Raw genomic sequence first — 22549 nt, 5'->3', positions numbered from 1 at the left:
CAGTCACCACCTGTCATCCTTCGTGCGCTACCATGCTTGGCCGGACGCAGCAGCCTGCTGCGCGCAGGAGTCAGCATGTCTCACCCGTTCGAAACCCTTACCCCTGATCTAGTCCTCGATGCCGTCGAAAGCATCGGTTTTCTCAGCGACGCCCGTGTCCTGGCACTCAACAGTTACGAAAACCGTGTCTACCAGGTCGGCATCGAAGACAGCGAGCCGCTGATCGCCAAGTTCTACCGCCCGCAGCGCTGGACCAACGAGGCGATCCTCGAAGAACACCGCTTCACCTTCGAACTCGCCGAATGCGAAGTGCCGGTGGTGGCGCCGCTGATTCACCAGGGCGAAAGCCTGTTCGAGCATCAAGGCTTCCGCTTTACCCTGTTCCCACGCCGTGGCGGCCGGGCGCCGGAACCCGGCAACCTCGACCAGCTGTATCGCCTGGGGCAATTGCTCGGCCGCCTGCATGCGGTCGGCGCCACCCGCCCGTTCGAGCATCGCGAAGCGCTGGGAGTGAAGAACTTCGGCCACGATTCGCTGACCACCCTGCTGGAAGGCGACTTCGTGCCCAAGAGCCTGCTGCCGGCCTATGAGTCGGTGGCCCGTGACCTGCTCAAGCGAGTGGAAGAGGTCTACCAGGCCACGCCGCACCAGAACATCCGCATGCACGGCGACTGCCATCCCGGCAACATGATGTGCCGCGACGAGGTGTTCCATATCGTCGACCTCGACGACTGCCGCATGGGCCCGGCGGTGCAGGACCTGTGGATGATGCTCGCCGGCGATCGCCAGGAATGCCTGGGGCAGCTGTCGGAACTGATGGATGGCTACAGCGAGTTCCACGACTTCGACCCGCGCGAACTGGCGCTGATCGAACCGCTGCGCGCCCTGCGCCTGATGCACTACAGCGCCTGGCTGGCCCGGCGCTGGGACGACCCGGCCTTTCCACGCAGCTTCCCCTGGTTCGGCAGCGAGCGTTATTGGGGCGACCAGGTGCTGGCGTTACGCGAGCAACTCTCGGCGCTCAACGAAGAACCGTTGAAGCTGTTCTGACCCCAAGCCCTGATCCGACCTGTAGGAGCGAGGCTGGCCCGCGATCAACACACCGCGCTGCACCAGACCTGCCGCGGCGAGGCTATCGCGGGCAAGCCTCGCTCCCACAGACCCCGGATTGATCACAAAAGCCGGCAACCAGGATGACGCCGACAAAGACACGGCCTGACAAACCTCCTTACAATCCCCTCTTTGTTAGCTGCCTAAGCAAGGATTCTGCATGCAAGCCGCCAACCCGCGTCGCGGGTACATCCTGGGCCTGAGTGCCTACATCATCTGGGGCCTGTTCCCGATCTACTTCAAAGCCATCGCCAACGTGCCCGCCGTGGAAATCATCATCCACCGGGTGCTCTGGTCCGCGCTGTTCGGCGCGCTGCTGCTGATGGTCTGGAAGCATCCCGGCTGGTGGCGCGAGCTGCGGGACAACCCCAGGCGCCTGGCGATCCTGGCCCTGAGCGGCACCCTGATCGCGGCCAACTGGCTGACCTATGTCTGGTCGGTGAACAACGGGCGCATGCTCGAAGCCAGCCTGGGTTACTACATCAACCCGCTGGTGAACGTGCTGCTGGGCATGCTGATCCTCGGTGAGCGGCTGCGGCGCATGCAGTGGCTCGCGGTGGGCCTGGCGGCGGTGGGCGTGGCGCAGCAGGTGTGGCAGGTCGGCAGCCTGCCCTGGGTTTCCCTGGTGCTGGCGCTGACCTTCGGTTTCTACGGGCTGATCCGCAAGCAGGCACCGGTCAAGGCGCTACCGGGGCTGGTGGTGGAAACCTGGATGCTGGTACCGATCGCCCTCGCCTGGCTCTTGTTCAACCCCACCGCCACCAGTGCCCAGGCGGCCTTCTGGACCAGCTCCGAGGCCTGGTGGCTGGTGGCGGCGGGCCCGGTCACCCTGGTGCCGCTGGTGTGCTTCAACGCCGCCGCCCGTCACCTGCCCTACACCACCCTGGGCTTTTTGCAGTACCTGGCGCCGACTCTGGTGCTGCTGCAGGCAATACTGCTGTTCGACGAGCACCTGTCGTCGAGCACCCTGGTGGCGTTCATGTTTATCTGGGCCGGCCTGGCGGTGTACAGCGTGGATGCCTGGTTGAGCCTGCGCAAACGCAGCTGATCAATAAACGTACAAAGATCTGCAGGCCACGGTTGGCGTGGCCTGCATCTATCCTTCCCAAGGTTATCCACAGCGTGATCCCCGCCGTTTGTGCACAAGCCCTTGAAACTGCTGGTTTTTTGATCAGATTCCGCAAAGCCTTGGCCGGCTTGGGCTGGCGCTGGGTCTCTACAGGTTATCCACAGGCGCATGCACGCTAAAACTGGATAACCTGCCCCTTCGGTTCACACCTCGCTGCGCAGCACCAACTCCACCATCAGGTCATCCGCCAGGGTTTCCAGGCGCGACTGCAAAACGTCGAGGGACAAGGTCAGCGGCACCGCCAGGATCGCTTCGGCGTGGAACAGCGGCTCGCTGCTCATGGGCGCCGGGCGCACTTCGGTCACCAGTCGCTCCAGGTTCACCCCCTGCTCGCTCAACAGGCGGGTGATGTCGCGCACGATGCCCGGCCGGTCGTTGCCCACCAGTTCCATGGCGATCGGCTTCCAGGTGCAGGATTGTTCGATACCGCTTTCGGCGATCAGCACCCGAATGCCCTGGGCCGCCAAGCCTTGCAAGGCGTCCACCAGCTCGTCATAGGCTTCCGCCGGCACGCCGACCCGCAGGATGCCGGCGAACTGCCCGGCCATCCGCGACATGCGGCTCTCCAGCCAGTTGCCGCCGTGCGCGGCGATGCATTGGGCGATGCGCTCGACCTGTCCGGGCTTGTCCGGGGCGAATACGGTGAGTACGAGGTGGTCCATGGCGCAACCCTCTGTCAGGACGTTTGTTGTAGAAGGTCAAGTATAGGCAAGCCGCAGGGTCGCCGCGGCCCGGCAGGAGCGACGCCTGCTCGCGACAAGAATCACCCGGCCGGCATCGTTGGGACTGTCAGGACGCCATCGCGAACAAGCTTCGCGCCTACAAGGAAAAAAGGGGCTTGAGACAAATCGTGTACATGTTTTTTGAATTCTATGGAACAATCCGCAAGTTTTTTGAGAACATCCTGTTCCCCAGCGTGACCATGCCGCGAACTTGAGTCGCGGAACGACGTATTTAGTCTAATTTTCACAACCGCAATTCATCATGTAGTATGCCGCAGCGCGCACTACATAACGTTGAATCGATGTCTGCCAAGGCGCGGTCGCAACCCTGAAAGCCCTGTCAGCAAGGCTCCGAGCCGTTGATTGGAACCATCCCAGCCGCCCGCGATGGCATGTACTGGTAGAGGGGTTTGTGGTTTAAATGGCCAGAGGCTTCATTGTTAATTTGAAGAGCTGAAAAGCGAAATAGCTGAGCAGAGTGAGGCAAGCAATGACTGAACACGTTCAAGTCGGTGGCCTGCAGGTCGCCAAAGTCCTGTTCGACTTCGTGAACAACGAAGCCATTCCCGGTACCGGCCTCACCGCCGACACGTTCTGGGCCGGTGCCGACAAGGTCATCCACGACCTGGCGCCGAAGAACAAAGCCCTACTCGCCAAACGCGACGATTTCCAGGCGCGTATCGATGCCTGGCACCAATCTCGTGCCGGCCAGGCCCACGACGCCGTGGCCTACAAAGCCTTCCTGCAAGACATCGGTTATCTGCTGCCAGAAGCGGCGGACTTCCAGGCCACGACGCAAAACGTCGATGACGAGATCGCCCGCATGGCCGGTCCGCAGCTGGTGGTCCCGGTGATGAATGCCCGCTTCGCCCTCAACGCCTCCAACGCCCGCTGGGGCTCGCTGTACGACGCGCTCTATGGCACCGACGCCATCAGCGAAGCCGACGGCGCGGAAAAAGGCAAAGGCTACAACAAGGTGCGCGGCGACAAAGTCATCGCCTTCGCCCGCGCCTTCCTCGACGAAGCCGCGCCATTGGCCGCCGGCTCCCATGTCGACTCCACCGGCTACAAGATCGTCGACGGCAAGCTGGTGGTCGCCCTCAAGGGTGGCAGCAACAGCGGCCTGCGCGACGACGCTCAGCTGATCGGCTACCACGGCGATGCCGCGGCACCGACCGCGGTGCTGCTGAAACACAACGGCCTGCATTTCGAGATCCAGATCGACGCCAACAGCCCGGTTGGCCAGACCGACGCCGCCGGCGTCAAGGACGTGCTGATGGAAGCCGCCCTGACCACCATCATGGACTGCGAAGACTCGGTCGCCGCCGTCGACGCCGATGACAAAGTGGTGATCTACCGCAACTGGCTCGGCCTGATGAAGGGCGACCTGGCAGAAGAAGTGGCCAAGGGCGGCAAGACTTTCACCCGCACCATGAACGCCGACCGCGAATACACCGCGCCCAACGGCGGCAGTGTGAAGCTGCACGGCCGTTCGCTGCTGTTCGTGCGCAACGTGGGTCACCTGATGACCATCGACGCGATCCTCGACAGCCAAGGCAACGAAGTGCCGGAAGGCATCCTCGATGGCCTGGTCACCAGCCTCGCGGCGATCCACAACCTCAACGGCAACACCTCGCGCACCAACAGCCGCACCGGCTCGGTGTACATCGTGAAGCCGAAGATGCACGGCCCGGAAGAAGCCGCCTTCACCAACGAGTTGTTCGGGCGCATCGAAGACGTGCTGGAGCTGCCGCGCAACACCCTGAAAGTCGGGATCATGGACGAGGAGCGCCGCACCACGGTCAACCTCAAGGCCTGCATCAAGGCCGCCAGCGAGCGCGTAGTGTTCATCAACACCGGTTTCCTCGACCGTACTGGCGACGAAATCCACACCTCCATGGAAGCCGGCGCCGTGGTGCGCAAGGCCGAGATGAAGGCCGCCAAGTGGATCGGCGCCTACGAGAACTGGAACGTCGATATCGGCCTGAGCACCGGCCTGCAAGGTCGCGCGCAGATCGGTAAAGGCATGTGGGCCATGCCGGACCTGATGGCCGCCATGCTCGAACAGAAAATCGCCCACCCGCTGGCCGGCGCCAACACCGCCTGGGTACCGTCGCCCACCGCCGCGGCCCTGCACGCCCTGCACTACCACAAGGTCGACGTGTTCGCCCGCCAGGCCGAGCTGGCCAAGCGTGCCCGCGCCTCGGTGGACGACATCCTGACCATCCCGCTGGCCAGCAACACCAACTGGTCGGCCGAAGAGATCAAGAACGAACTGGACAACAACGCCCAGGGCATTCTCGGTTACGTGGTGCGCTGGATCGACCAGGGCGTCGGCTGTTCCAAAGTGCCGGACATCAACGATGTCGGCCTGATGGAAGACCGCGCCACCCTGCGTATTTCCAGCCAGCACATCGCCAACTGGCTGCGCCATGGCGTCGTCACCCAAGCCCAGGTCATGGAAAGCCTCAAGCGCATGGCGCCCGTGGTGGACCGGCAGAACGCCGGCGACACCCTGTACCGTCCGCTGGCACCGAACTTCGACAGCAACATCGCCTTCCAGGCGGCGGTCGAACTGGTGATCGAAGGCACCAAGCAGCCCAACGGCTACACCGAGCCGGTGCTGCACCGCCGTCGTCGCGAGTTCAAGGCCCGCAACGGCCTGTGATCCTGCGTTGACGCGGTAAAAGAAAAAGCCCTGGTCGCAAGATCAGGGCTTTTGTGTTTCTGCCGGGGAATCTTATCGCGAGCAAGCTCGCTCCTAGGGGGACACCCTGTTCCTAGCGCACCACTCCCAGCTCATGCTTGACCAGCGCCAGCAGCTTGCCGGTGTCGATCGGCTTGAGCAGGAAGTCCACCACGCTCAGGTGCATGGCCGCGATGGCGTCGCGCACATCGGCATCCCCGGAAATGATAATGATCGGCAACGCCGCCCGCTCCGATTCGCGCACCTGGCGTATCAGGTCCAGGCCGTTGCAGGGGGCCATGCGCAGGTCGGTGATCAGCAGTCCGATCGATTTGTTCGAGTTCAACAGTTCCAGCGCTGCCTTGCCACTGGCCGCGGTCATGCAGCGAATGCCATCCAGTCCGAGAATCTCCGACAGCAACTCACGGGCATCCTTGTCATCATCGGCGATCAACACGCGCTGGGGCGGCAGATCGGGCTCGAGCATCACGGCGTTCAACGCCTCGCGCTCGGCATCACTCAAAATATCGTGGTCGGACATGGCTTTCTCTACATATTCAAATCGATCCCCTAGCACAGTGGTCAGACATCGCTAAGCAGGCCTCCAATGTGCACTTCGTCGGATTTTTTTCCAAGAGGCCGGATAAGTACTTTTTTCACAGTTTTGACACCTGCTTGAAGCGAATTAACAGGTGCAGAGCCGCTACCTAGACTTACGTCCAATGGGCACCCGGCAGCGTGGGACCGACCATGACCCAAGACCCGACCACGACAAATCCAAAAAGACTGCGGTAATGGTTATGAGTAAAGCGGATGCCTTCACCCAGGCAGGGAAAACCGCGGTGTTGCAGAACATCCACGGCACGATGCAGTTTCTCCAGCGGTTCCCCCCCTTCAATCAGATGGAAAACGCTCACCTGGCGTATCTGGTCGAGCAATGCCAACTGCGTTTCTACGGCCCCGGCGAAAGCATCATCAAACCCGCCGACGGACCGGTCGAACACTTCTATATCGTCAAGCAGGGCCGGGTGGTCGGCGAGCGCCAGCACGCCCTCAAAGGCGGTACCGAAACCACTTTCGAGATCACCGCAGGCGAGTGTTTCCCCCTCGCCGCGCTGCTGGGCGAGCGCGCCACCCGCACCGAACACCTGGCGGCCGAGGACACCTTCTGCCTGCAACTGAACAAGCCAGCCTTCATCAAGCTGTTCGCTCTTTGCGCGGTGTTTCGCGATTTCGCCCTGCGCGGCGTCAGCAGCCTGCTGGACCAGGTCAACCAGCAGGTCCAGCAAAAAGCCGTGGAAACCCTCGGCACCCAATACTCCCTCAACACCCGGCTGGGCGAACTGGCGATGCGCCACCCAGTGACCTGCAGCCCGTCCACCCCACTGCGCGAAGCCGTGAGCCTGATGCACGAACAGCAGGTCGGCAGCATCGTGGTCGTGGATGAACACAAGGCACCGCTCGGCATCTTTACCCTGCGCGACCTGCGCCAGGTGGTGGCCGACGGCACCAGCGACTTCAACCAGGGTATCGAACGGCACATGACCCAAGCGCCGTTCGCCCTCTCGCCGGACCACAGCGCCTTCGACGCCGCTATCGCCATGACCGAACGGCACATCGCCCACGTCTGCCTGGTCAAAGAGCAGCGCCTGTGCGGCGTGGTTTCCGAGCGCGACCTGTTTTCCCTGCAACGGGTCGACCTGGTGCACCTGGCGCGGACCATCCGCAACGCGCCACGGATCGACAACCTGGTGGCGATTCGCGGCGAGATCGGCCAGCTGGTGGAGCGCATGCTCGCCCACGGCGCGTCCTCGACCCAGATCACCCACATCATCACCCTGCTCAACGACCACACCGTGTGCCGGGTCATCGAACTGACCCTGGCCGACAAGGGTGACCCGGGCGTGCCGTTCAGCTGGCTGTGTTTCGGCAGCGAAGGCCGGCGCGAGCAGACCCTGCACACCGACCAGGACAACGGCATCCTGTTCGAAGCGCGCGACGCCGCTCATGCGGCAGAGATTCGCGGCAAGCTGCTGCCCCTGGCGCAACAGATCAACCAGAGCCTGGCGCTGTGCGGCTTCACCCTGTGCAAGGGCAACATCATGGCCGGCAACCCCGAGCTGTGCCTGTCCCGCGCCGAATGGGCACGGCGCTTCGCCGCCTTCATTCGCGAGGCCACGCCGGAGAACCTGCTGGGTTCGAGCATCTATTTCGACCTGCGGGTGGTCTGGGGCGACGAGCAGGGCTGTGCGCAACTGCGCCGCGGCATCCTCGATCAGGTCGGCGACAACCGCCTGTTCCAGCGCATGATGGCCGAGAACGCGCTGCGCCAGCGCCCGCCGGTGGGGCGTTTTCGCGAGTTCGTCCTGGCCAGGAAAAATGGCGAAAAAGCCACCCTCGACCTCAAGGTCCAGGGCCTCACCCCCTTCGTCGACGGTGCGCGCCTGCTGGCCCTGGCCAATGGCATCGATGCCAACAACACCCTGGAGCGCCTGCGCCAGCTGGTGGCCAAGGAAGTCATCGAAACCCTCGACGGCGCCGCGTATGAAGAGGCTTATCACTTCATCCAGCAGACCCGCATGCAACAGCACCAGTTGCAGACCCGGCAGAACCTGCCCTACTCCAACCGCGTCGACCCGGACAGCCTCAACCACCTGGACCGGCGGATCCTGCGCGAGTCGCTGCGCCAGGCCCAGCGCCTGCAAAGCAGCCTGGCGCTGAGGTACCAGCTATGAGCCTGTTCGCCTGGTTGCGCCCGGCCAGCGCGGCACTCAGCGCCGAGCAACAACAACGCCGCGAACGCCTGCCCGTCGCCCCGGCGCTGGGCGAATGCAGCCTGCGCGAACAGCGCTGGGTGGTGCTGGACCTGGAAACCAGCGGGCTCAACCTCAATCGCGACCAGGTGCTGTCCATTGGCGCGGTGGTGATAGAAGACGGCGCCATCGATTTGGGCCAGCAGTTCGAGCGCACCTTGCAACGTACCGATCACAAGCTCAGCCCCAGCGTGCTGATTCACGGTCTCGGCCCTAGCGCGATCGCCGCCGGCAGCGACCCGGTGGAAGCCTTGCTGGATTTCATGGCGTTCGTCGGCGACAGCCCGCTGCTGGCCTTCCATGCGCCATTCGACCAGCACATGCTCGGTCGGGCGCTGAAGGACAGCCTGGGTTATCGCCTGCAGCACCCGTTCCTCGACGTCGCCGACATGGCCCCACTGCTCTGCCCCCAGGCGCATATCCGCGAAGCCGGGCTGGATGACTGGATAGGCTACTTCAAGCTGCACGCCGGCGAACGCCACCATGCCGCCGCCGACGCCCTGGCCACCGCCGAGCTGGCGCTGATCCTGTTCAGCCGCGCCCGCCAGCAGCAGATCCACAGCCCGCTGAACCTGCAACAGCGGCTCAGCCAATGGAAACGCCGGCAGCAGAGCCACTCCTTCTGACCCTGTAGCCGCTGCCGAGCCCTGCGAGGCTGCGATCGAGCGCATAGCGGTCGCCGGCCGGGGGCAACGCGCTCTGCCTGACACACTGCAAGCCCAGGCTTTGCGGCAACTGCGTTGCCGGTCGCAGCCTCGCGTTGCTCGGCAGCGGCTACAGGTATCGGCCCGCAAACATTGGCTGCGCCCCCGCCGACCGGCGCCCATTGCGCGGCTCTTTGCGCCCTGCCACAATCGCGAATAATTCTCGTTAGTTTCAACTTCTCGATTGGGATACCCAGGTGCCGTCAGCCCAAAGCCCCCACAGTGACCTCGTTGGTGCGTTGTATCGCGACCATCGCGGCTGGCTGCTGGCCTGGCTGCGGCGCAACGTGGCCTGCCCACAACGGGCCGAGGACCTGAGCCAGGACACCTTCGTCCGCCTGCTGGGCCGCGACGAACTGAAAGCCCCGCGCGAGCCGCGGGCGTTCCTGGTGGCCATCGCCAAGGGCCTGCTGTTCGACTACTTCCGCCGCGCCGCACTGGAGCAGGCCTACCTCACCGAACTGATGCTGATCCCGGAAGAGGAACACCCCTCCCCGGAAGAACAGCAATCGATCCTCGAAGACCTCAAGGCCATCGACCGCCTGCTGGGCAAGCTGTCGAGCAAGGCCCGCGCCGCTTTCCTCTATAACCGCCTCGACGGCCTCGGCCACGCCGAAATCGCCGAACGCCTCGGGGTGTCCGTGCCGCGGGTCAGGCAGTACCTGGCCCAGGGCATTCGCCAGTGCTACGTCGCCCTGTACGGTGAGCCGGCATGAGTTCGCTCAACGCCAAACCAGTGTCCGCCCGGGTGCTGGACGCGGCGATTGCCTGGCAGTTGTCGCTGGATTCCGGCGAGGGCAATCCGATGGCCCGCGAAGAATTCGCCAAATGGCACGCCGCCGATGAAGAACACGCCCGCGCCTGGCGCCAGCTGGGCATGCTCGACCAGCGTTTCAGCGTCGCCAGCGGCCCGGCCCGCAGCGCCCTGCTGCAATCGCGGGACGGCCTCCGCCGTCGTGTGCGCAAGCTCGGCAGTGGGCTGGCCAGCGTCGCCCTGCTGCTGGGCCTGGCCCTGTTCGCCGGCGAACGTTACGGCCAGCTGGATTACTGGCTCGCCGACCAGCGCACCGCCACCGGCGAGCAGCGCACCCTGCGCCTGGCCGACGGCACGCTGATCAACCTCAATACCCACAGCGCCGTGGATGTGCGTTTCGACGAAAAGCAGCGGCGCATCGTGTTGCAGGAAGGCGAGATCCTGGTCGAGACCGGCCACAACGACGCCCGCCCCTTTATCGTCGAAACCCGCGAAGGCCATATGCACGCGCTGGGCACGCGGTTCCTGGTCAAGCGCGAGGAACAGGGCACGCGCCTGAGCGTGCTGCAATCGGCCGTGGCCGCGCGGCCGGAATCCAGCCAGGACGAACAGATCCTCAAGGAGGGCCAGCAGGTGCTGATGCGCCGCGACGGCCTCGGCCCGCTGCTGGCCCTGAACCCCGGCGCCGATGCCTGGACCCGCGGCATGCTGGTGGTGGACAACGCGCGCCTGGCGGACCTGGTCAGTGAGCTGGGGCGCTATCGCCGTGGCCATCTGGGGGTGGCCGACGAAGTCGCCGACCTGCGCATCACCGGCAGCTTCCCGCTGCACGACACCGACCTGGCCCTGAGCGCGCTGCTGCCGACGCTGCCCGTGGCCATCGAGCGGCATACGCCCTGGTGGGTGACGTTGGTGGCGCGGTCCGAGAGCAAGACCAAGCCCTAGGCAGCACGATTTTTATCGCGAGCAAGCTCGCTACTACAGAAACGGCGGCGCCCTGTAGGAGCGAGCTTGCTCGCGAAAATTCCAACTGACGCCGCCTGCCCCAACCTGAAATATCCCTCTTGTTTTCGCAAATCGAAATTATTTTCAGTCCGCCCTATCACTTTTTGAATCTCGTCCGGCACATAGGCAATTGAGAAATGTTTCCATCCAGGAGCCGCCGTATGTCCCGCTCGCTAGACACCCTGTTGCGCCCCAGCCTGTTGGCCGTGGCGATTGCCCTTTGCGCCCCGCTGGCCAGCCCCCCGCTGATCGCCGCCGAACAGGCGTCCAGCGTGCGCGCCTACAACCTGCCGGCCGCGCCCCTGGCCAGCACCCTGAACCAGATCGCCAGCCAGGCCGGCCTGGCCCTGAGCCTCAACCCGAGCCTGGCCGCCGGCAAGACCTCGGCCCCGGTCAAGGGCCAGTTCGACGCCGCCGGCGCCCTGCGCGAGGCCCTGCGCGGCACCGGCCTGCAACTGGAACAAAGCAGCGCCGGCACCTACAGCCTGGTGGCGATTCCCGACGGTGTGGTGGCCCTGCCGGAAACCAGCATCACCGGCCAGCAGGCTTATGAGAGTGCCTGGGGGCCGGTGGACGGTTACCTCGCCACGCGCACCGCCGCCGGCACCAAGACCGACACCTCGCTGGTCGAAGCGCCGCGTTCGATTTCCGTCGCGACCCGCCAGCAGATGGAAGACCGCAATGTGCAGAATCTGGACGATGCCGTGCGTTACATGCCCGGCATCGTTTCCGCCAGCTACGGCAGCGACACCCGTTATGACTGGATGCGCGTGCGCGGCTTCGAGCCCACCCAATTCCTCGACGGCCTGCCACTGCCCCGCGGCGTGTATGCCAACCCGAAAGCCGAAACCTGGAACCTCGACCGCCTGGCCCTGCTGCGCGGCCCGGCCTCGTCGGTCTACGGCCAGACCCCGCCGGGCGGCCTGCTGGACATGGTCAGCCGGCGTCCCAGCGCAGAATCGAGCAATGCCATTCAGCTGCAGTACGGCAGCGACAACTACCGCCAGATCAACTTCGCCAGCACCGGCAAGATCGACGATGAAGGCCAGTTCCTCTACGGCCTCAGCGGCGTGGTGCGGGATGCCGGTACGCAGGTCGATCACATCGACAACAAGCGCTACAACATCGCCCCCAGCCTGACCTGGAACATCGATACCGATACCAGGCTGACCCTGCTCTCGCAGTTCACCCGCGACGATACCGGCGCGACCAGCCAGTTCATGCCGATCCAGGGCACCAAGATCAAGTCGCCACTGGGCGACGTCTCCCATCACAAGAACCTCGGCGACCCGGACTACGAGTTCTACGACCGTACCTACTACGCCCTGGGTTATGCCTTCGAGCACCGTTTCAACGATGTCTGGCAGTTCCGCCAGAACCTGCGCTACACCAAATCGGAGCTGTCCTTCCAGCAACTGACCGTGGGTTCCTACGCCTACTCTCCGGCTGACGCGGCAGGCAATATCAGCCGTACCTCGACCAACGTCGACGAGGACATCAGCCAGTTCGCGGTCGACAACAACTTCCAGGCCGACTTCGCCACCGGCGACATCACCCACACCGTGCTGATCGGCCTGGATCACCAACGGACCGACACCTCCTACCTGTCGATTTACGGCGACGGCGGGACCACCAACATCTTCAATCCGGTTTATGGCCAGCCGATCGTGCGCCCGGCGCGCTCCAGCGCTTACTACGACTACAACCAGAAAACCGTGCAGACCGGCCTCTACGTGCAGGACCAGATGGCCCTGGACAAATGGCGCCTGACCCTGGGCGGGCGTGAAGACTGGGTGCACCAGGGCACCACCTACTTCAACAAGAACGACGTGACCAACACCGACCGCAGCAAGAACTTCAGTGGCAACGCGGCGCTGAGCTATGTGTTCGACTCGGGCCTGGTGCCGTACCTGTCCTACGCCGAATCCTTCCAGCCCGCCAGCAACGCCAGCGTCTCCCCCACCGAGTCGTATAAACCCACCGAGGGCAAGCAATGGGAGCTGGGCATCAAGTACCAGCCGCCGGGCTCCAATACTCTGCTGAGTGCGGCGGTCTACGACCTGACCCAGAAAAACGTGCTGGTGACCAGCATCGGTGCCGGTGGCGAGTCGGTCACCAACCAGACCGGCGAAGTGAAGGTCAAAGGCCTGGAACTGGAAGCCGTGTCCGACGTGACCGACAACCTCAAGGTCATCGCCGCCTACACCCTGGCCAAGTCCGAGGTGCAAAAAGGCATCTACAAAGGCAACCGCCTGCAACTGATGCCCAACCAGCAAGCCTCGCTGTGGACCGACTACACCTGGCACAGCGGCGTGCTCGACGGTTTCGGCATTGGCGCCGGTGCCCGCTATACCGGCAACACCTACGGCGACCAGGCCAATACCTGGCTGGGCAAGGCCAATGCCTACACGGTGTTCGATGCCGCCGTGCATTACGACCTGGGCCGCCTGGACAACAGCCTCAAGGGCGCGTCGCTGAAGCTCAACGCCACCAACCTGTTCGACAAGGACTACCTGTCCACCTGCGATGGTTCCTACTGCTATTTCGGCGATCAGCGTAGCGTGGTCGCCAGTGCCACCTATCAGTGGTAATCGGCTGAGTTAACCACCGGGCCGTCCTGCAAGGACGGCCTTGCTGTGTCTGAAGGCGAAGAAATGAAAAGCAAAACCATCCGCCGCTGGTCCTTTATCCACACCTGGACCAGCCTGATCTGCACGGTGTTCCTGCTGATGCTGGCCCTGACCGGCCTGCCGCTGATCTTTCACCACGAGATCGATCACCTGCTGGGCGACGCGCCGCAGCTGCGGGAAATGCCCGCCGACACCCCACAACTGGACCTGCAGCAGCTGGTGCGCGCCGCCGAGGCCCATCGGCCGGGCGAGGTCATGCAGTACTTCGGCTGGGATGAGGAAGACCCCAACGGCGTGCTCACCATCATGGCCAGGACCGCCGGCACCGAACCCAACTCGTCCCACACCTTCATGCTCGACGCGCGCACCGGTGAAGCCGTGGAAACACCCTCGGCCAATGGCGGGCTGATGATGTTCATGCTGCGCCTGCACGTGGACCTGTTCGCCGGCCTGCCGGGCAAGCTGTTGCTGGCGTTCATGGGGCTGCTGTTCGTGCTGGCGATCGTCTCCGGCGTGGTGCTGTACCTGCCATTCATGCGCCGGCTGGAATTCGCCACGGTGCGCCAGGACAAATCCACCCGCCTGCGCTGGCTGGACCTGCATAACCTGATCGGCGTGGTAACCCTGACCTGGGCCCTGGTGGTCGGCGTCACCGGGGTGATCAGCGCCTGCGCCGACCTGCTGATCGCCGCCTGGCGCAACGACAGCCTCAGCGCGATGATCGAGCCTTACCGCGATGCCCCGCCATTGACCCGACTGGCCCCGGCCAGCCGCCTGCTGGAGATCGCCAAGGAGGTGGCGCCGGGCATGCAGCCGGACTTCATCGCCTTCCCCGGCACACGCTTTTCCAGCGAGCATCACTACGCGGTGTTCATGAAAGGCAGCACCCACCTGACCTCGCACCTGCTGACTCCGGTGCTGATCGACGCCAGCACCCTGGAGGTCACCGCGGTGGCCGAACGTCCCTGGTACATGGACGCCATGGGCATGTCGCAACCGCTGCACTTCGGCGACTACGGCGGCCTGCCGATGAAGATCCTCTGGGCGACCCTGGATGTGCTGACCATTATTGTCCTGGGCAGCGGGGTGTACCTGTGGCTGGTGCGGCGCCGCGCGGCCCGGCCGGCATTGGGCGAACCCGCCGCGGTGGCGCCATGAGGCCGCGGCAATCGAATTTCTGGAAGGTCTTCGGCGCGCCGCTGTTCATTGCCGTGCTCTGTGCCGCGGGGCTGTTCTCCGCGCTGCTCGGCGACGGCATCTGGGACGCCCTGAGCTGGCTCGGCCTGGGCGCCCCGGCCCTGATCGCCCTGCGGGGTCTGTTCAACCGCCCGCCACCGGCCTGACCCCGGCGACGGGGAAACCGCGCCACAGGTACAGCGCCAGCCCCAGGCCGATCGGCAGCACCGGGATGAATACGCGGTTTTCCTGCTGCGCCTCGGCGGCCACCAATACGCAGAACAGCGCCAACCCCAGCAGCGGTACATAGCTCGCCGCCAGGCTCCAGCGCCAGGGCCGGGTCACCGGACCGGGGCCCCGCAGGCTCAACAGGGCACAACCCAGGGCCGGCAGGGCCAGCGCCGGCAGCGCCCAGTACCAGGCCATGTAGGCGAACGCCATGATCAACTCCGGCTCACCCTCGCCGTGGCGACGAAACTCGTACTGCAAGGCCAGGTACACCGCCAGCGCGCCCGACAGCGTCAGGACCAGGCTGTACAACCCGTGTCGAAAATAACACCTGCGCATTCATCACTCCTTGTCTGTCCTGCATGCCGCCCCTGTGGCCGGGGCCAGAGGCTGCGTTAAGATCCCCGGGGCGGCGAGCCTGCGCTCCACTTCCACCTTCGAGGAATATTCATGTCCACCCCCAGCATGACGCTGTTCCACAACCCGGCATCACCTTATGTGCGCAAAGTCATGGTGCTGCTGCACGAGACCGGCCAGCTGGACCGCGTGGCCCTGCAAGCCAGCCAGTTGACCCCGGTGAACCCGGACACCGCCCTCAACCAGGACAACCCGCTGGGCAAGATTCCCGCCCTGCGCCTGGCCGACGGCAACGTGCTGTACGACAGCCGGGTAATCCTCGATTACCTCGACCAGCAGCATGTCGGCAACCCGCTGATCCCCCGCGAAGGCTCGGCCCGCTGGCGGCGCCTGACCCTGGCGGCGCTGGCCGACGGGATCCTCGATGCCTCGGTGCTGATCCGTTACGAACTGGCCCTGCGCGCCCCCGAGAAACACTGGGAGCAGTGGCTCGACGGCCAGCGCGACAAGATCCGCCGCGCCCTGGCCGTGCTCGAGGCCGATGCGATCGCCGAACTGGCCAGCCACTTCGACGTCGCTTCCATCGGCGTTGCCTGCGCCCTGGGTTACCTCGATTTCCGCCACCCCGACCTGCGGTGGCGCGACGCCCAGCCCCAACTGGCGGCCTGGTACGCCGAGGTCAGTCGACGCCCTTCGATGCTGGCGACCCAGCCGCCGGTTTGAAGCCTCCCACCTGAAGCATGGTGGTGGCCGCGCCGACCCTATCGCGAGCAAGCTCGCTCCTACAGGTACTGCGCTGTTCCATGTAGGAGCGAGCTTGCTCGCGATGGCCGCCCCACGGTGCTTCGGGCAACAACCCGACGATCCACGACAGCAGGGCCTGCGCCGCCTGCTGGTCCTCGCGCAACCCCAACGACCTACTCATGGGCCACCTGCGCCTCGAATGTCAGCGGCTGGTTCGCTTTGGCCTGGCCTACGCCGTACCAGTCGAGTTTGCGGGTCAGCACCATGAACACCCCCAGCAGGCCGAACAGCAGCAACGAGCCCATCAGCAGCGCGTAATCCTCGGCGCTGAGCAAGCCGTACAACAGGCCATACAAAGCGGCCAGGCCGGCGGCGAAACTCAGGCCGTGGCCCAGGCTGCGCAACACATGGCTGACGTAGAAACCGATCAGCGCCACACAGGCCCCGGCCGACAGCAGGTAGGCCAGGGCGAAGCCGATGTGCTCCGACAGCGACAGCAGCAACAGATAGAAGAACGCCAGGGCCACGCCCACCAGGGCGTATTGCACCGGGTGCACCGCCAGGCTCTTGAGCACCTCGAAGAGGAAGAAGCCGGCAAAGGTCAGGGCGATGAACAGCAGCGCGTATTTGATCGCCCGATCGCTCTTGAGGTACTGGTCCACCGGGTCGATGAAACTCACGCCGAAGGAGCGGTTCTTGAATTCCTTGCACTGCCCGCTGGCCAGGCAATTGATCAAGGCGCTTTCCAGGTTGGTGGAGAAGAACGAGGTCTGCCAGTTGGCGGCGAAGCCCAGGTCGGAAATCTCACGCTGGGCCGGCAGGTAGTTGCCGATAAAGCTCGGATGAGGCCAGTCGGCACGCAGACGCACCTTGCTGGTCTTGCCCACCGGCAGCACCTGCAACTGGCCGGTGCCTTGCAATTGCAGATCGAAGGCGAAGTCCAGGTCGGTGCTGCGCTTGCCGTCCAGCAGCGGCAGGTTGACGTGTACGCCCTCCCCGAGCCAGTCAATCCGGCTGCCGGGCGCGAAAGGCAGGTTCTGCCCGTTCAGTTCGAGGGCCAGCGCCTGTTCGATGCCGCGAATGTCGCTGATGCCCACGGCGAGAAACGGCTGCTCGAATTTGTAGTCGACGAAGTCTTCCTTGATCCCCAATTGCTCGGGCAGCGCAAACTGGCCGCTGATGCGGTTGTTGGCATGGAACAGCCGGGCCTGGTAGATGCCCCGGGCGCGCAATTCGGTCCGCACCTGGCCGTCGAGTTCGAAATGCTCCGGCAGGAAATACAGCTGCCCGCGTTCTTCTCCCTGTTCCTGGTAACGCGTGTTGGTCTTCTCGTTGGTTTTCCAGGTGCGCACCACCTTGCGATAAGGCACCACCAGCAGCGGGCCGCTCAGTTGCTGGCTGTAGCTGGAGCTGCGGGCGATATCGGTCAGCACACCGTCGCGCAGTTCCTGGCGCTCCTGGATCAGCCCGTCGATCATCAACAGCGGGACCAGCAGCCCCAGGATCAAAAGGGCGATAGCCCCAAGCTTTATGGTCAGATTGCGATTCATGGGTTCTCTCCCTGTTCGAATGAGGGAGAGTCTGGGCAGCCCATGTGGGGGTTTTATGGGGGCTGTGTGGAGACTGTGTGGAGATTGCGGTTCTGTCTTTGCAGGAACAGCCGGCCAACGACTGACAACCTGTAGCCGCTGGCGCAGCCTGCGATCGACTGCGCAGCGGTCGTAAAACCAGCCGGCACGTTTTTCCAGGTGAATCGCGGGTTCAGGGTTTACGGTCGCTACGTCGGAATGCCGCCCAAACCGGGCGCAGCCTCGCGGGCTCGGCAGCGGCTACATGGACTGCGCGCATCCTGTAGCCGCTGGCAAAGGCTGCGATCGGTCTGCGAAGCAGCCGCAAAACGGTACACGCAGGCAATCAGGCCGGGAACTGCAAGGTCACTTCAACGCCCCCGGCCACGTTGCCGATCCGCATCTGGCCGCCATGCAGCTGCACCACCTCTTCGACGAAGTTCAGCCCCAGGCCGGTGCTTTTGCGCCCGCTGTCGGGCCGTGGCAGGGAGTAGAAACGTTCGGTCAGGCGCGCCAGGGCGTAGTCCGGGATGGGCTCGGCCTGGTTGAACAGGCTGAACCGCAGCTGGTCGCCCACCCGGCTGGCGCTCAAGCGCAGCACGCCACCGGCGGGGGTGAAGTCCAGGGCGTTTTCCAGCAGGTTGCCCAGGGCCTGGCGCAACAGGAATGCCTCTCCCGACAGCTTCAGCCCCGGGTCGATGCGCTGCTCGACCTGCAGGCCCTTGCCCTCGATCCGTGCCTTCTGGCTGTCCAGAACCTGGTTCGCCAGGTCCGCCAGCGGCACCGCTTCCCGTTCTTCCAGGCCATGGCGCTGCTCGACCAGCGCCAGGTTCAGCAAACGCTCGATCAAGTGCTGCATGCGCGCGCTTTCGCTGTCGATGTTGCTGACGAAACGTGCGCGCTGCTCGCCGGGCATATCGCTCTGCAGCAGCTCCGCCGCCCCGCGAATCGCCGCCAGCGGGCTTTTCAGTTCGTGGGTCAGGGTGTGCACATAACGCTCGACATAGGCCTTGCCCTCCAGCTGGGTGCGCATGTCCTCCACCGCCGTGGCCAGCTGTTCCAGCTCGCCGCCGCGATAGTGCGGCAGCTCGGCGCGACGGCCTTCGCTGACCGCCTGGGCATAACCGGTCAGGCGGCGCAGGGCAGCACTCAGCCACCAGGACAGCAAGGCGCCGAACAGCAGGCCCAGGCCGATCAGGCCGGCGCCGTACCACAGCAGGCGGCGCTCGGTGCGGTCGACATAGGGTTGCAGGGAACTGTTGGGCTTGGCCACGGTGACCACGCCGATGATCCGGCCGTTGTCGCGAATCGGCGCGCCGACATGCATCACCGAGGAGTTCGGGTCATCGGCCACGCTGCGCGAGGAGCGCGCGCCGTATTGGCCGCGCAGGGTCAGGTACACGTCGTTCCAGCGCGAATAGTCCTGGCCGACCGCCAGGCCACTGGAGTCCAGCACCACCTTGCCCTCGGCGTCGGTGACGTAGATGCGGTGGTTGACCTGGTTCTTCGGCAGACCCCAGATGGTCGCCGCCGGCTGCCGCTCGCCATAGGCCTTGAGCAACTGCGGCCAGCGGTTCTCGCTGAGGGTGCCGGCCTTGAAGTCATCGCGCAGGATTTCCGCCAGCAGGTTGGCGGTGTCCACCAGAGTTTCCTCGGTGGACTGGCGCACGCCCGGGCGGATTTCTTCCATTACGGTGCTGAGCACGAAATAACCGGTCAGGCCGACGAACAGGACGTAGACCAGGAAAATCCGGATTCCCAACGGCATCAGCTGTGCCCCGGGCTGTAGCTGTAGCCCAGGCCGCGATGGGTCTGGATCGGCTCGGCATCGGCCGTCACCAGTCGCAGCTTGGCCCGCAGGCTCTTGATATGGCTGTCGATGCTGCGCTCGTAGCCGGCATCCGCCGCCACGCCCAGGGCATCGAGCAACTGCTCGCGGCTGAACACCCGCTCGGGTTGCTCCAGCAGGCAATGCAGCAGGCGGAACTCATGGCGGGTCAGGCTCAGCAGCTGGCCGCGGTAGCTGATCTGGAACTTGTCGGTATCGACCTGGAACGGCGAGGCCGGCGCCTCGAGCACCGCCCGCGGCGCCATGCGCTTGAGGATGGCCTTGACCCTCGCGGCGACCTCGCGCGGGCTGAAGGGCTTGACCACGTAATCGTCGGCGCCGATTTCCAGGCCCACCACCCGGTCGATTTCACCGTCCCGGGCACTGAGGAACATCACCGGCACCTCGCTGAAACGCCGCAGTTGCTTGCAGGTTTCGAAGCCGCTGATGTCCGGCAGGCCAATGTCGAGAATCAGCAGGTCCGCCGGTGTATGGCGCTGATAGTCCAGCGCCGCCTGCCCGAGATTCAGCCAGGTGGTGCTGAAACCTTCACCTTGCAGGGCAAAAATCAGCGTATCGGCAATCGCCGCTTCGTCTTCGACAATCAGGATATGAGGCATGGCATCCAAGCACGGGAGGTAAGTGCCAGAACGGTGCCGGATGCCTCATGCGCCGTCAATCAGCAGTCGGGCTTGTCCGCGGTATAACGCCGGGCCGGGTTCACCGCCGCGCCGAACTCACGCAGGGCCTTGGCGCCGATCAGCAGCGGATAATTGAAGCTGCTGCGGTCGGTCAGGTTGACCTCGACGGTGCGTTTGACGTTGCCCAGGCACATTTCCAGGTCGACCACCGGCCGCTTGGCCACCTGGGCCTCTTCCTTGTCTTCGTCTTCATCGGCGCGGCTCTTGATCTTGCTGATCCGCGCCACCTTGTGTTCGTAGACCTTGCCGTCGGCATCCTTGGTCGCCAGGCGGAAGCGCACCCACTCCTCGCCATCGCGGGTGAAGGTCTCGATGTCCTTGGCCGACAGCGAGGCGGTCAGGGCGCCGGTGTCCATCTTGGCCTTGAGGGTTTCGCCGATTTCCGGCAGTTGAATGTATTCGTAGCGCCCGTAGAGGGTCGGCTCGGCGGCCATGACCGGCAGCGCCAGCAGGGACAGGAGTGCAAGGACGGATTTCACGTGAGCAGGTTCCTTGGAAAGTGGGCAGCAGGATTTTAGACCGTGGCCGGGCAATTGGTTCGGCCCGCGAGAAAACCCGCAGCCGCCACGGTCGGCGAAATTGACCACCAGCATATCCCGGTATACGTGAAACATTCGTCAGCACATCAGGATTTGGCCAGCCCGGCGAAGGTGCTTATCATGGCGCGCCCAAAGGTTTTCAAGAGTTCCTTATGCGCCGCCTGCTCACCGGCTGTTTCGTCACCCTGCTGCTGTTGCTCAACACCCTGGTCCTGTTCGGGCCGCTGATGGTGTTCGCCCTGCTCAAGCTGGTCCTGCCAGGGCGCCTGCGCGACCATGCGTCGAAGGCGGTGATGTGGATTGCCGAAACCTGGGCCGAAATCGACAAGCTGATCTTCGCCCTGTGCATTCCCACCCAGTGGGATATCCGCGGCGGTGACGAGCTGCGGGGCGACACGTCTTACCTGGTGATCAGCAACCACCAGTCCTGGGTCGACATCCCGGCGCTGATCCAGACCCTCAACCGCCGTACTCCCTTCTTCAAGTTCTTCCTGAAAAAAGAGCTGATCTGGGTGCCCTTCCTCGGCCTCGCCTGGTGGGCCCTGGATTACCCCTTCATGAAGCGCTACAGCAAGGCCTTCCTGGCCAGGAACCCGGAGCTGCAAGGCAAGGACCTGGAAATCACCAAGGCTGCCTGCGAACTGTTCAAGCGCCAGCCGGTCACCGTGGTCAACTACCTGGAAGGCACCCGCTTCACGCCGGCCAAGCGTGAGCAGCAGCAATCTCCTTTCAAGCAACTGCTCAAGCCGAAAGCCGGCGGCGTGGCCTTCGTGTTGGCGGCCATGGGCGAACAGCTCGACGCCATCCTCGATGTGACGGTGGTCTATCCGCAGCAGAAGATTCCCGGTTTCTGGGACCTGATCAGCGGCAACGTGCCGCGGGTGATCGTCGATATCCAGACCCGTGAGCTGGACCCGGCGTTGTGGCAGGGGGATTACGAAAACGATCCGGCGTTTCGCCAGACTGTCCAGAACTGGGTCAACCAGCTCTGGACCGAAAAGGACCAGCGCATCGACGCCTTGCGCGCCGAGCGCCGTTGATCAACTGCCGCTGCCGACGCCCCAGATCCCACCCAGGCTGTTGAGCAGCGAACCGCCCACGCCCTGCTGACCCAGGTACTGCAGGATCACCGGGGCGAACTGGCCGATCATGCCGCTGTCCATGCCCAGGGCGCTGAACGCGCTGTTCAGGTCATTGGTGTTCTGCACGTTACCCAGCGCACTCTCCAGGCCGGCGGTCTTGCCGCCACCGCTCTGCCCGAGAAGGCCGCTCAAGGCACCCAGGCTGCCCAGCGCGTTGCCGCCCGAGAGCTTGTCCAGCCCCGGAACGCTTTTGCTCAGTTGCGAGTAGTCGGTGCTGCTCAGCTGGTTCTTCGCCAGGCCCAGCATCGCGCCGGTACCGCCGATGGCCTGCTCCGGCGTGACATCCAGTTGCGAGAGTGCACTGAGCAGATTGGCGGTCTGCGAGGTTGGAGCGGCAGCGGCGGCCTTGTCGCCACCCTGCATGCTGGACACCGCATTGGCGGCATCGCTCAGGCTGAAGCCTGCGGCAAAAACCGGGCTGGCTCCCAGGGTCAGCAACGTAGCCAGTGCAACACTGCGGGAAATTTTCATCGAGACAACCTCTTGAGCATGAAAACCACCCGAGATTGGGTGGGAAAAAGCAGCCATTTGACTGATGGCCAATAGGAATGTTCCCGGTCGCCGATCACAGATCACCACAAGGTTACCTCCCCAGCGCGAAACTAGGTTTTCCGAAGATCGACCTTTAGCCCCGCACGACAAAACCTGAATCAATGTCGAGCAGGTTTTATTGCGGGCAAGCTCGCTTCTACAGCGCAGAAGCGGCCCCTGAC

20 protein-coding genes are annotated in these 22549 nt (G+C 64.2%); 12 read left to right on the top strand and 8 right to left on the bottom strand.

Annotation, left to right across the window (positions count from 1 at the left end; genetic code table 11):
* Positions 1–75 precede the first annotated feature (75 nt).
* Together BMY68_RS17585 and rarD are read left to right on the top strand one after the other, a co-directional pair.
* Positions 76–1050 (top strand): serine/threonine protein kinase, encoded by a 975-nt coding sequence (locus tag BMY68_RS17585; RefSeq protein WP_062824406.1) that lies wholly within the window; start codon positions 76–78, stop codon positions 1048–1050.
* A 220-nt stretch (positions 1051–1270) separates the two neighbouring features.
* Positions 1271–2158: an EamA family transporter RarD gene (rarD, locus tag BMY68_RS17580; RefSeq protein ID WP_009045920.1), complete on the top strand. Its 888-nt coding sequence runs from the start codon at positions 1271–1273 to the stop codon at positions 2156–2158.
* Positions 2159–2382: 224 nt separating this feature from the next.
* On the opposite strand, the gene BMY68_RS17575 is transcribed toward rarD, so the two are convergent.
* Positions 2383–2901 carry a glycine cleavage system transcriptional repressor gene (locus BMY68_RS17575; protein ID WP_007926052.1) on the bottom strand — a complete coding sequence of 173 codons (519 nt, stop codon included), beginning with the start codon at positions 2899–2901 and terminating at the stop codon, positions 2383–2385.
* Between the two features lie 550 nt (positions 2902–3451).
* Between BMY68_RS17575 and BMY68_RS17570 the strand changes: the two genes are divergently transcribed.
* Positions 3452–5629: a malate synthase G gene (locus tag BMY68_RS17570; RefSeq protein WP_085533096.1), complete on the top strand. Its 2178-nt coding sequence runs from the start codon at positions 3452–3454 to the stop codon at positions 5627–5629.
* A 112-nt stretch (positions 5630–5741) separates the two neighbouring features.
* Here BMY68_RS17570 and BMY68_RS17565 read toward each other — a convergent pair whose 3' ends face one another.
* Positions 5742–6188 carry a response regulator gene (locus BMY68_RS17565; protein ID WP_009045922.1) on the bottom strand — a complete coding sequence of 149 codons (447 nt, stop codon included), beginning with the start codon at positions 6186–6188 and terminating at the stop codon, positions 5742–5744.
* 253 nt (positions 6189–6441) lie between these two features.
* On the opposite strand from BMY68_RS17565, the gene BMY68_RS17560 reads away from it, so the two are divergent.
* The 7 genes from BMY68_RS17560 (at position 6442) to BMY68_RS17530 (ending at position 14896) form a co-directional block, all read left to right on the top strand.
* Positions 6442–8382, top strand: coding sequence for a putative nucleotidyltransferase substrate binding domain-containing protein (locus BMY68_RS17560; RefSeq protein ID WP_085533094.1), 1941 nt, complete (start codon positions 6442–6444; stop codon positions 8380–8382).
* Complete coding sequence (locus tag BMY68_RS17555) at positions 8379–9086, top strand: 3'-5' exonuclease (RefSeq protein WP_085533092.1); 708 nt, start codon at positions 8379–8381, stop codon at positions 9084–9086. The genes BMY68_RS17560 and BMY68_RS17555 overlap by 4 nt, the downstream gene beginning before the upstream one ends.
* Positions 9087–9361: 275 nt before the next feature.
* Entirely contained in the window at positions 9362–9880 is a 519-nt protein-coding gene (locus BMY68_RS17550; RefSeq protein ID WP_007926037.1) for an RNA polymerase sigma factor, read from the top strand.
* Positions 9877–10863, top strand: coding sequence for a FecR domain-containing protein (locus tag BMY68_RS17545; protein WP_085533090.1), 987 nt, complete (start codon positions 9877–9879; stop codon positions 10861–10863). The genes BMY68_RS17550 and BMY68_RS17545 overlap by 4 nt, the downstream gene beginning before the upstream one ends.
* Positions 10864–11084: 221 nt before the next feature.
* Positions 11085–13514 carry a TonB-dependent siderophore receptor gene (locus BMY68_RS17540; protein ID WP_085533089.1) on the top strand — a complete coding sequence of 810 codons (2430 nt, stop codon included), beginning with the start codon at positions 11085–11087 and terminating at the stop codon, positions 13512–13514.
* Positions 13515–13577: 63 nt separating this feature from the next.
* Positions 13578–14711, top strand: a complete 1134-nt coding sequence (locus tag BMY68_RS17535; protein WP_009045928.1) for a PepSY-associated TM helix domain-containing protein — start codon at positions 13578–13580, stop codon at positions 14709–14711.
* Positions 14708–14896 carry a hypothetical protein gene (locus tag BMY68_RS17530; RefSeq protein ID WP_009045929.1) on the top strand — a complete coding sequence of 63 codons (189 nt, stop codon included), beginning with the start codon at positions 14708–14710 and terminating at the stop codon, positions 14894–14896. The genes BMY68_RS17535 and BMY68_RS17530 overlap by 4 nt, the downstream gene beginning before the upstream one ends.
* Here the strand turns inward: BMY68_RS17530 and BMY68_RS17525 are convergent.
* On the bottom strand, positions 14874–15296 hold the full coding sequence (locus BMY68_RS17525) for a hypothetical protein (protein ID WP_085533087.1): 423 nt from the start codon (positions 15294–15296) through the stop codon (positions 14874–14876). The genes BMY68_RS17530 and BMY68_RS17525 overlap by 23 nt on opposite strands.
* A gap of 111 nt (positions 15297–15407) precedes the next feature.
* On the opposite strand from BMY68_RS17525, the gene BMY68_RS17520 reads away from it, so the two are divergent.
* A complete protein-coding gene (locus BMY68_RS17520) occupies positions 15408–16037 on the top strand; it encodes a glutathione S-transferase (RefSeq protein ID WP_007926031.1) in 630 nt (209 codons plus the stop codon).
* Between the two features lie 194 nt (positions 16038–16231).
* Here the strand turns inward: BMY68_RS17520 and creD are convergent, their stop codons facing one another.
* The 4 genes from creD to BMY68_RS17495 all read right to left on the bottom strand — a co-directional run bounded on the left by creD (position 16232) and on the right by BMY68_RS17495 (position 20634).
* Entirely contained in the window at positions 16232–17608 is a 1377-nt protein-coding gene (creD, locus tag BMY68_RS17510; RefSeq protein WP_085533085.1) for a cell envelope integrity protein CreD, read from the bottom strand.
* A gap of 364 nt (positions 17609–17972) precedes the next feature.
* On the bottom strand, positions 17973–19394 hold the full coding sequence (creC, locus tag BMY68_RS17505; protein ID WP_085533083.1) for a two-component system sensor histidine kinase CreC: 1422 nt from the start codon (positions 19392–19394) through the stop codon (positions 17973–17975).
* A complete protein-coding gene (gene creB / locus BMY68_RS17500; protein ID WP_085533081.1) occupies positions 19394–20074 on the bottom strand; it encodes a two-component system response regulator CreB in 681 nt (226 codons plus the stop codon). The genes creC and creB overlap by 1 nt, the downstream gene beginning before the upstream one ends.
* Positions 20075–20133: 59 nt before the next feature.
* Positions 20134–20634 (bottom strand): retropepsin-like aspartic peptidase RloA2, encoded by a 501-nt coding sequence (locus tag BMY68_RS17495; RefSeq protein ID WP_038575213.1) that lies wholly within the window; start codon positions 20632–20634, stop codon positions 20134–20136.
* A 212-nt stretch (positions 20635–20846) separates the two neighbouring features.
* Here BMY68_RS17495 and BMY68_RS17490 point away from each other — a divergent pair, with 212 nt between their 5' ends.
* Positions 20847–21734, top strand: a complete 888-nt coding sequence (locus tag BMY68_RS17490) for an acyltransferase (RefSeq protein WP_007926017.1) — start codon at positions 20847–20849, stop codon at positions 21732–21734.
* Here the strand turns inward: BMY68_RS17490 and BMY68_RS17485 are convergent, their stop codons facing one another.
* On the bottom strand, positions 21735–22307 hold the full coding sequence (locus BMY68_RS17485) for a DUF2780 domain-containing protein (protein WP_085533080.1): 573 nt from the start codon (positions 22305–22307) through the stop codon (positions 21735–21737).
* Positions 22308–22549 lie beyond the last annotated feature (242 nt).

Origin of the sequence: Pseudomonas sp. NFACC41-3, assembly GCF_900109505.1 — a bacterium.
Lineage (GTDB): Bacteria > Pseudomonadota > Gammaproteobacteria > Pseudomonadales > Pseudomonadaceae > Aquipseudomonas > Aquipseudomonas chlororaphis.
Note: the sequence above shows the minus strand (reverse complement) of the source record. Positions and strands in the feature narration are given on the sequence as shown.

Bases quoted from the DNA above. Each gene is read 5' to 3' on its own strand.
- BMY68_RS17585 (WP_062824406.1), top strand. From the start codon at position 76: ATGTCTCACCCGTTCGAAACCCTTACCCCTGATCTAGTCCTCGATGCC.
- rarD (WP_009045920.1), top strand. From the start codon at position 1,271: ATGCAAGCCGCCAACCCGCGTCGCGGGTACATCCTGGGCCTGAGTGCC.
- BMY68_RS17575 (WP_007926052.1), bottom strand. From the start codon at position 2,901: ATGGACCACCTCGTACTCACCGTATTCGCCCCGGACAAGCCCGGACAG.
- BMY68_RS17570 (WP_085533096.1), top strand. From the start codon at position 3,452: ATGACTGAACACGTTCAAGTCGGTGGCCTGCAGGTCGCCAAAGTCCTG.
- BMY68_RS17565 (WP_009045922.1), bottom strand. From the start codon at position 6,188: ATGTCCGACCACGATATTTTGAGTGATGCCGAGCGCGAGGCGTTGAAC.
- BMY68_RS17560 (WP_085533094.1), top strand. From the start codon at position 6,442: ATGGTTATGAGTAAAGCGGATGCCTTCACCCAGGCAGGGAAAACCGCG.
- BMY68_RS17555 (WP_085533092.1), top strand. From the start codon at position 8,379: ATGAGCCTGTTCGCCTGGTTGCGCCCGGCCAGCGCGGCACTCAGCGCC.
- BMY68_RS17545 (WP_085533090.1), top strand. From the start codon at position 9,877: ATGAGTTCGCTCAACGCCAAACCAGTGTCCGCCCGGGTGCTGGACGCG.
- BMY68_RS17540 (WP_085533089.1), top strand. From the start codon at position 11,085: ATGTCCCGCTCGCTAGACACCCTGTTGCGCCCCAGCCTGTTGGCCGTG.
- BMY68_RS17535 (WP_009045928.1), top strand. From the start codon at position 13,578: ATGAAAAGCAAAACCATCCGCCGCTGGTCCTTTATCCACACCTGGACC.
- BMY68_RS17530 (WP_009045929.1), top strand. From the start codon at position 14,708: ATGAGGCCGCGGCAATCGAATTTCTGGAAGGTCTTCGGCGCGCCGCTG.
- BMY68_RS17525 (WP_085533087.1), bottom strand. From the start codon at position 15,296: ATGCGCAGGTGTTATTTTCGACACGGGTTGTACAGCCTGGTCCTGACG.
- BMY68_RS17520 (WP_007926031.1), top strand. From the start codon at position 15,408: ATGTCCACCCCCAGCATGACGCTGTTCCACAACCCGGCATCACCTTAT.
- creD (WP_085533085.1), bottom strand. From the start codon at position 17,608: ATGAATCGCAATCTGACCATAAAGCTTGGGGCTATCGCCCTTTTGATC.
- creC (WP_085533083.1), bottom strand. From the start codon at position 19,394: ATGCCGTTGGGAATCCGGATTTTCCTGGTCTACGTCCTGTTCGTCGGC.
- creB (WP_085533081.1), bottom strand. From the start codon at position 20,074: ATGCCTCATATCCTGATTGTCGAAGACGAAGCGGCGATTGCCGATACG.
- BMY68_RS17490 (WP_007926017.1), top strand. From the start codon at position 20,847: ATGCGCCGCCTGCTCACCGGCTGTTTCGTCACCCTGCTGCTGTTGCTC.
- BMY68_RS17485 (WP_085533080.1), bottom strand. From the start codon at position 22,307: ATGAAAATTTCCCGCAGTGTTGCACTGGCTACGTTGCTGACCCTGGGA.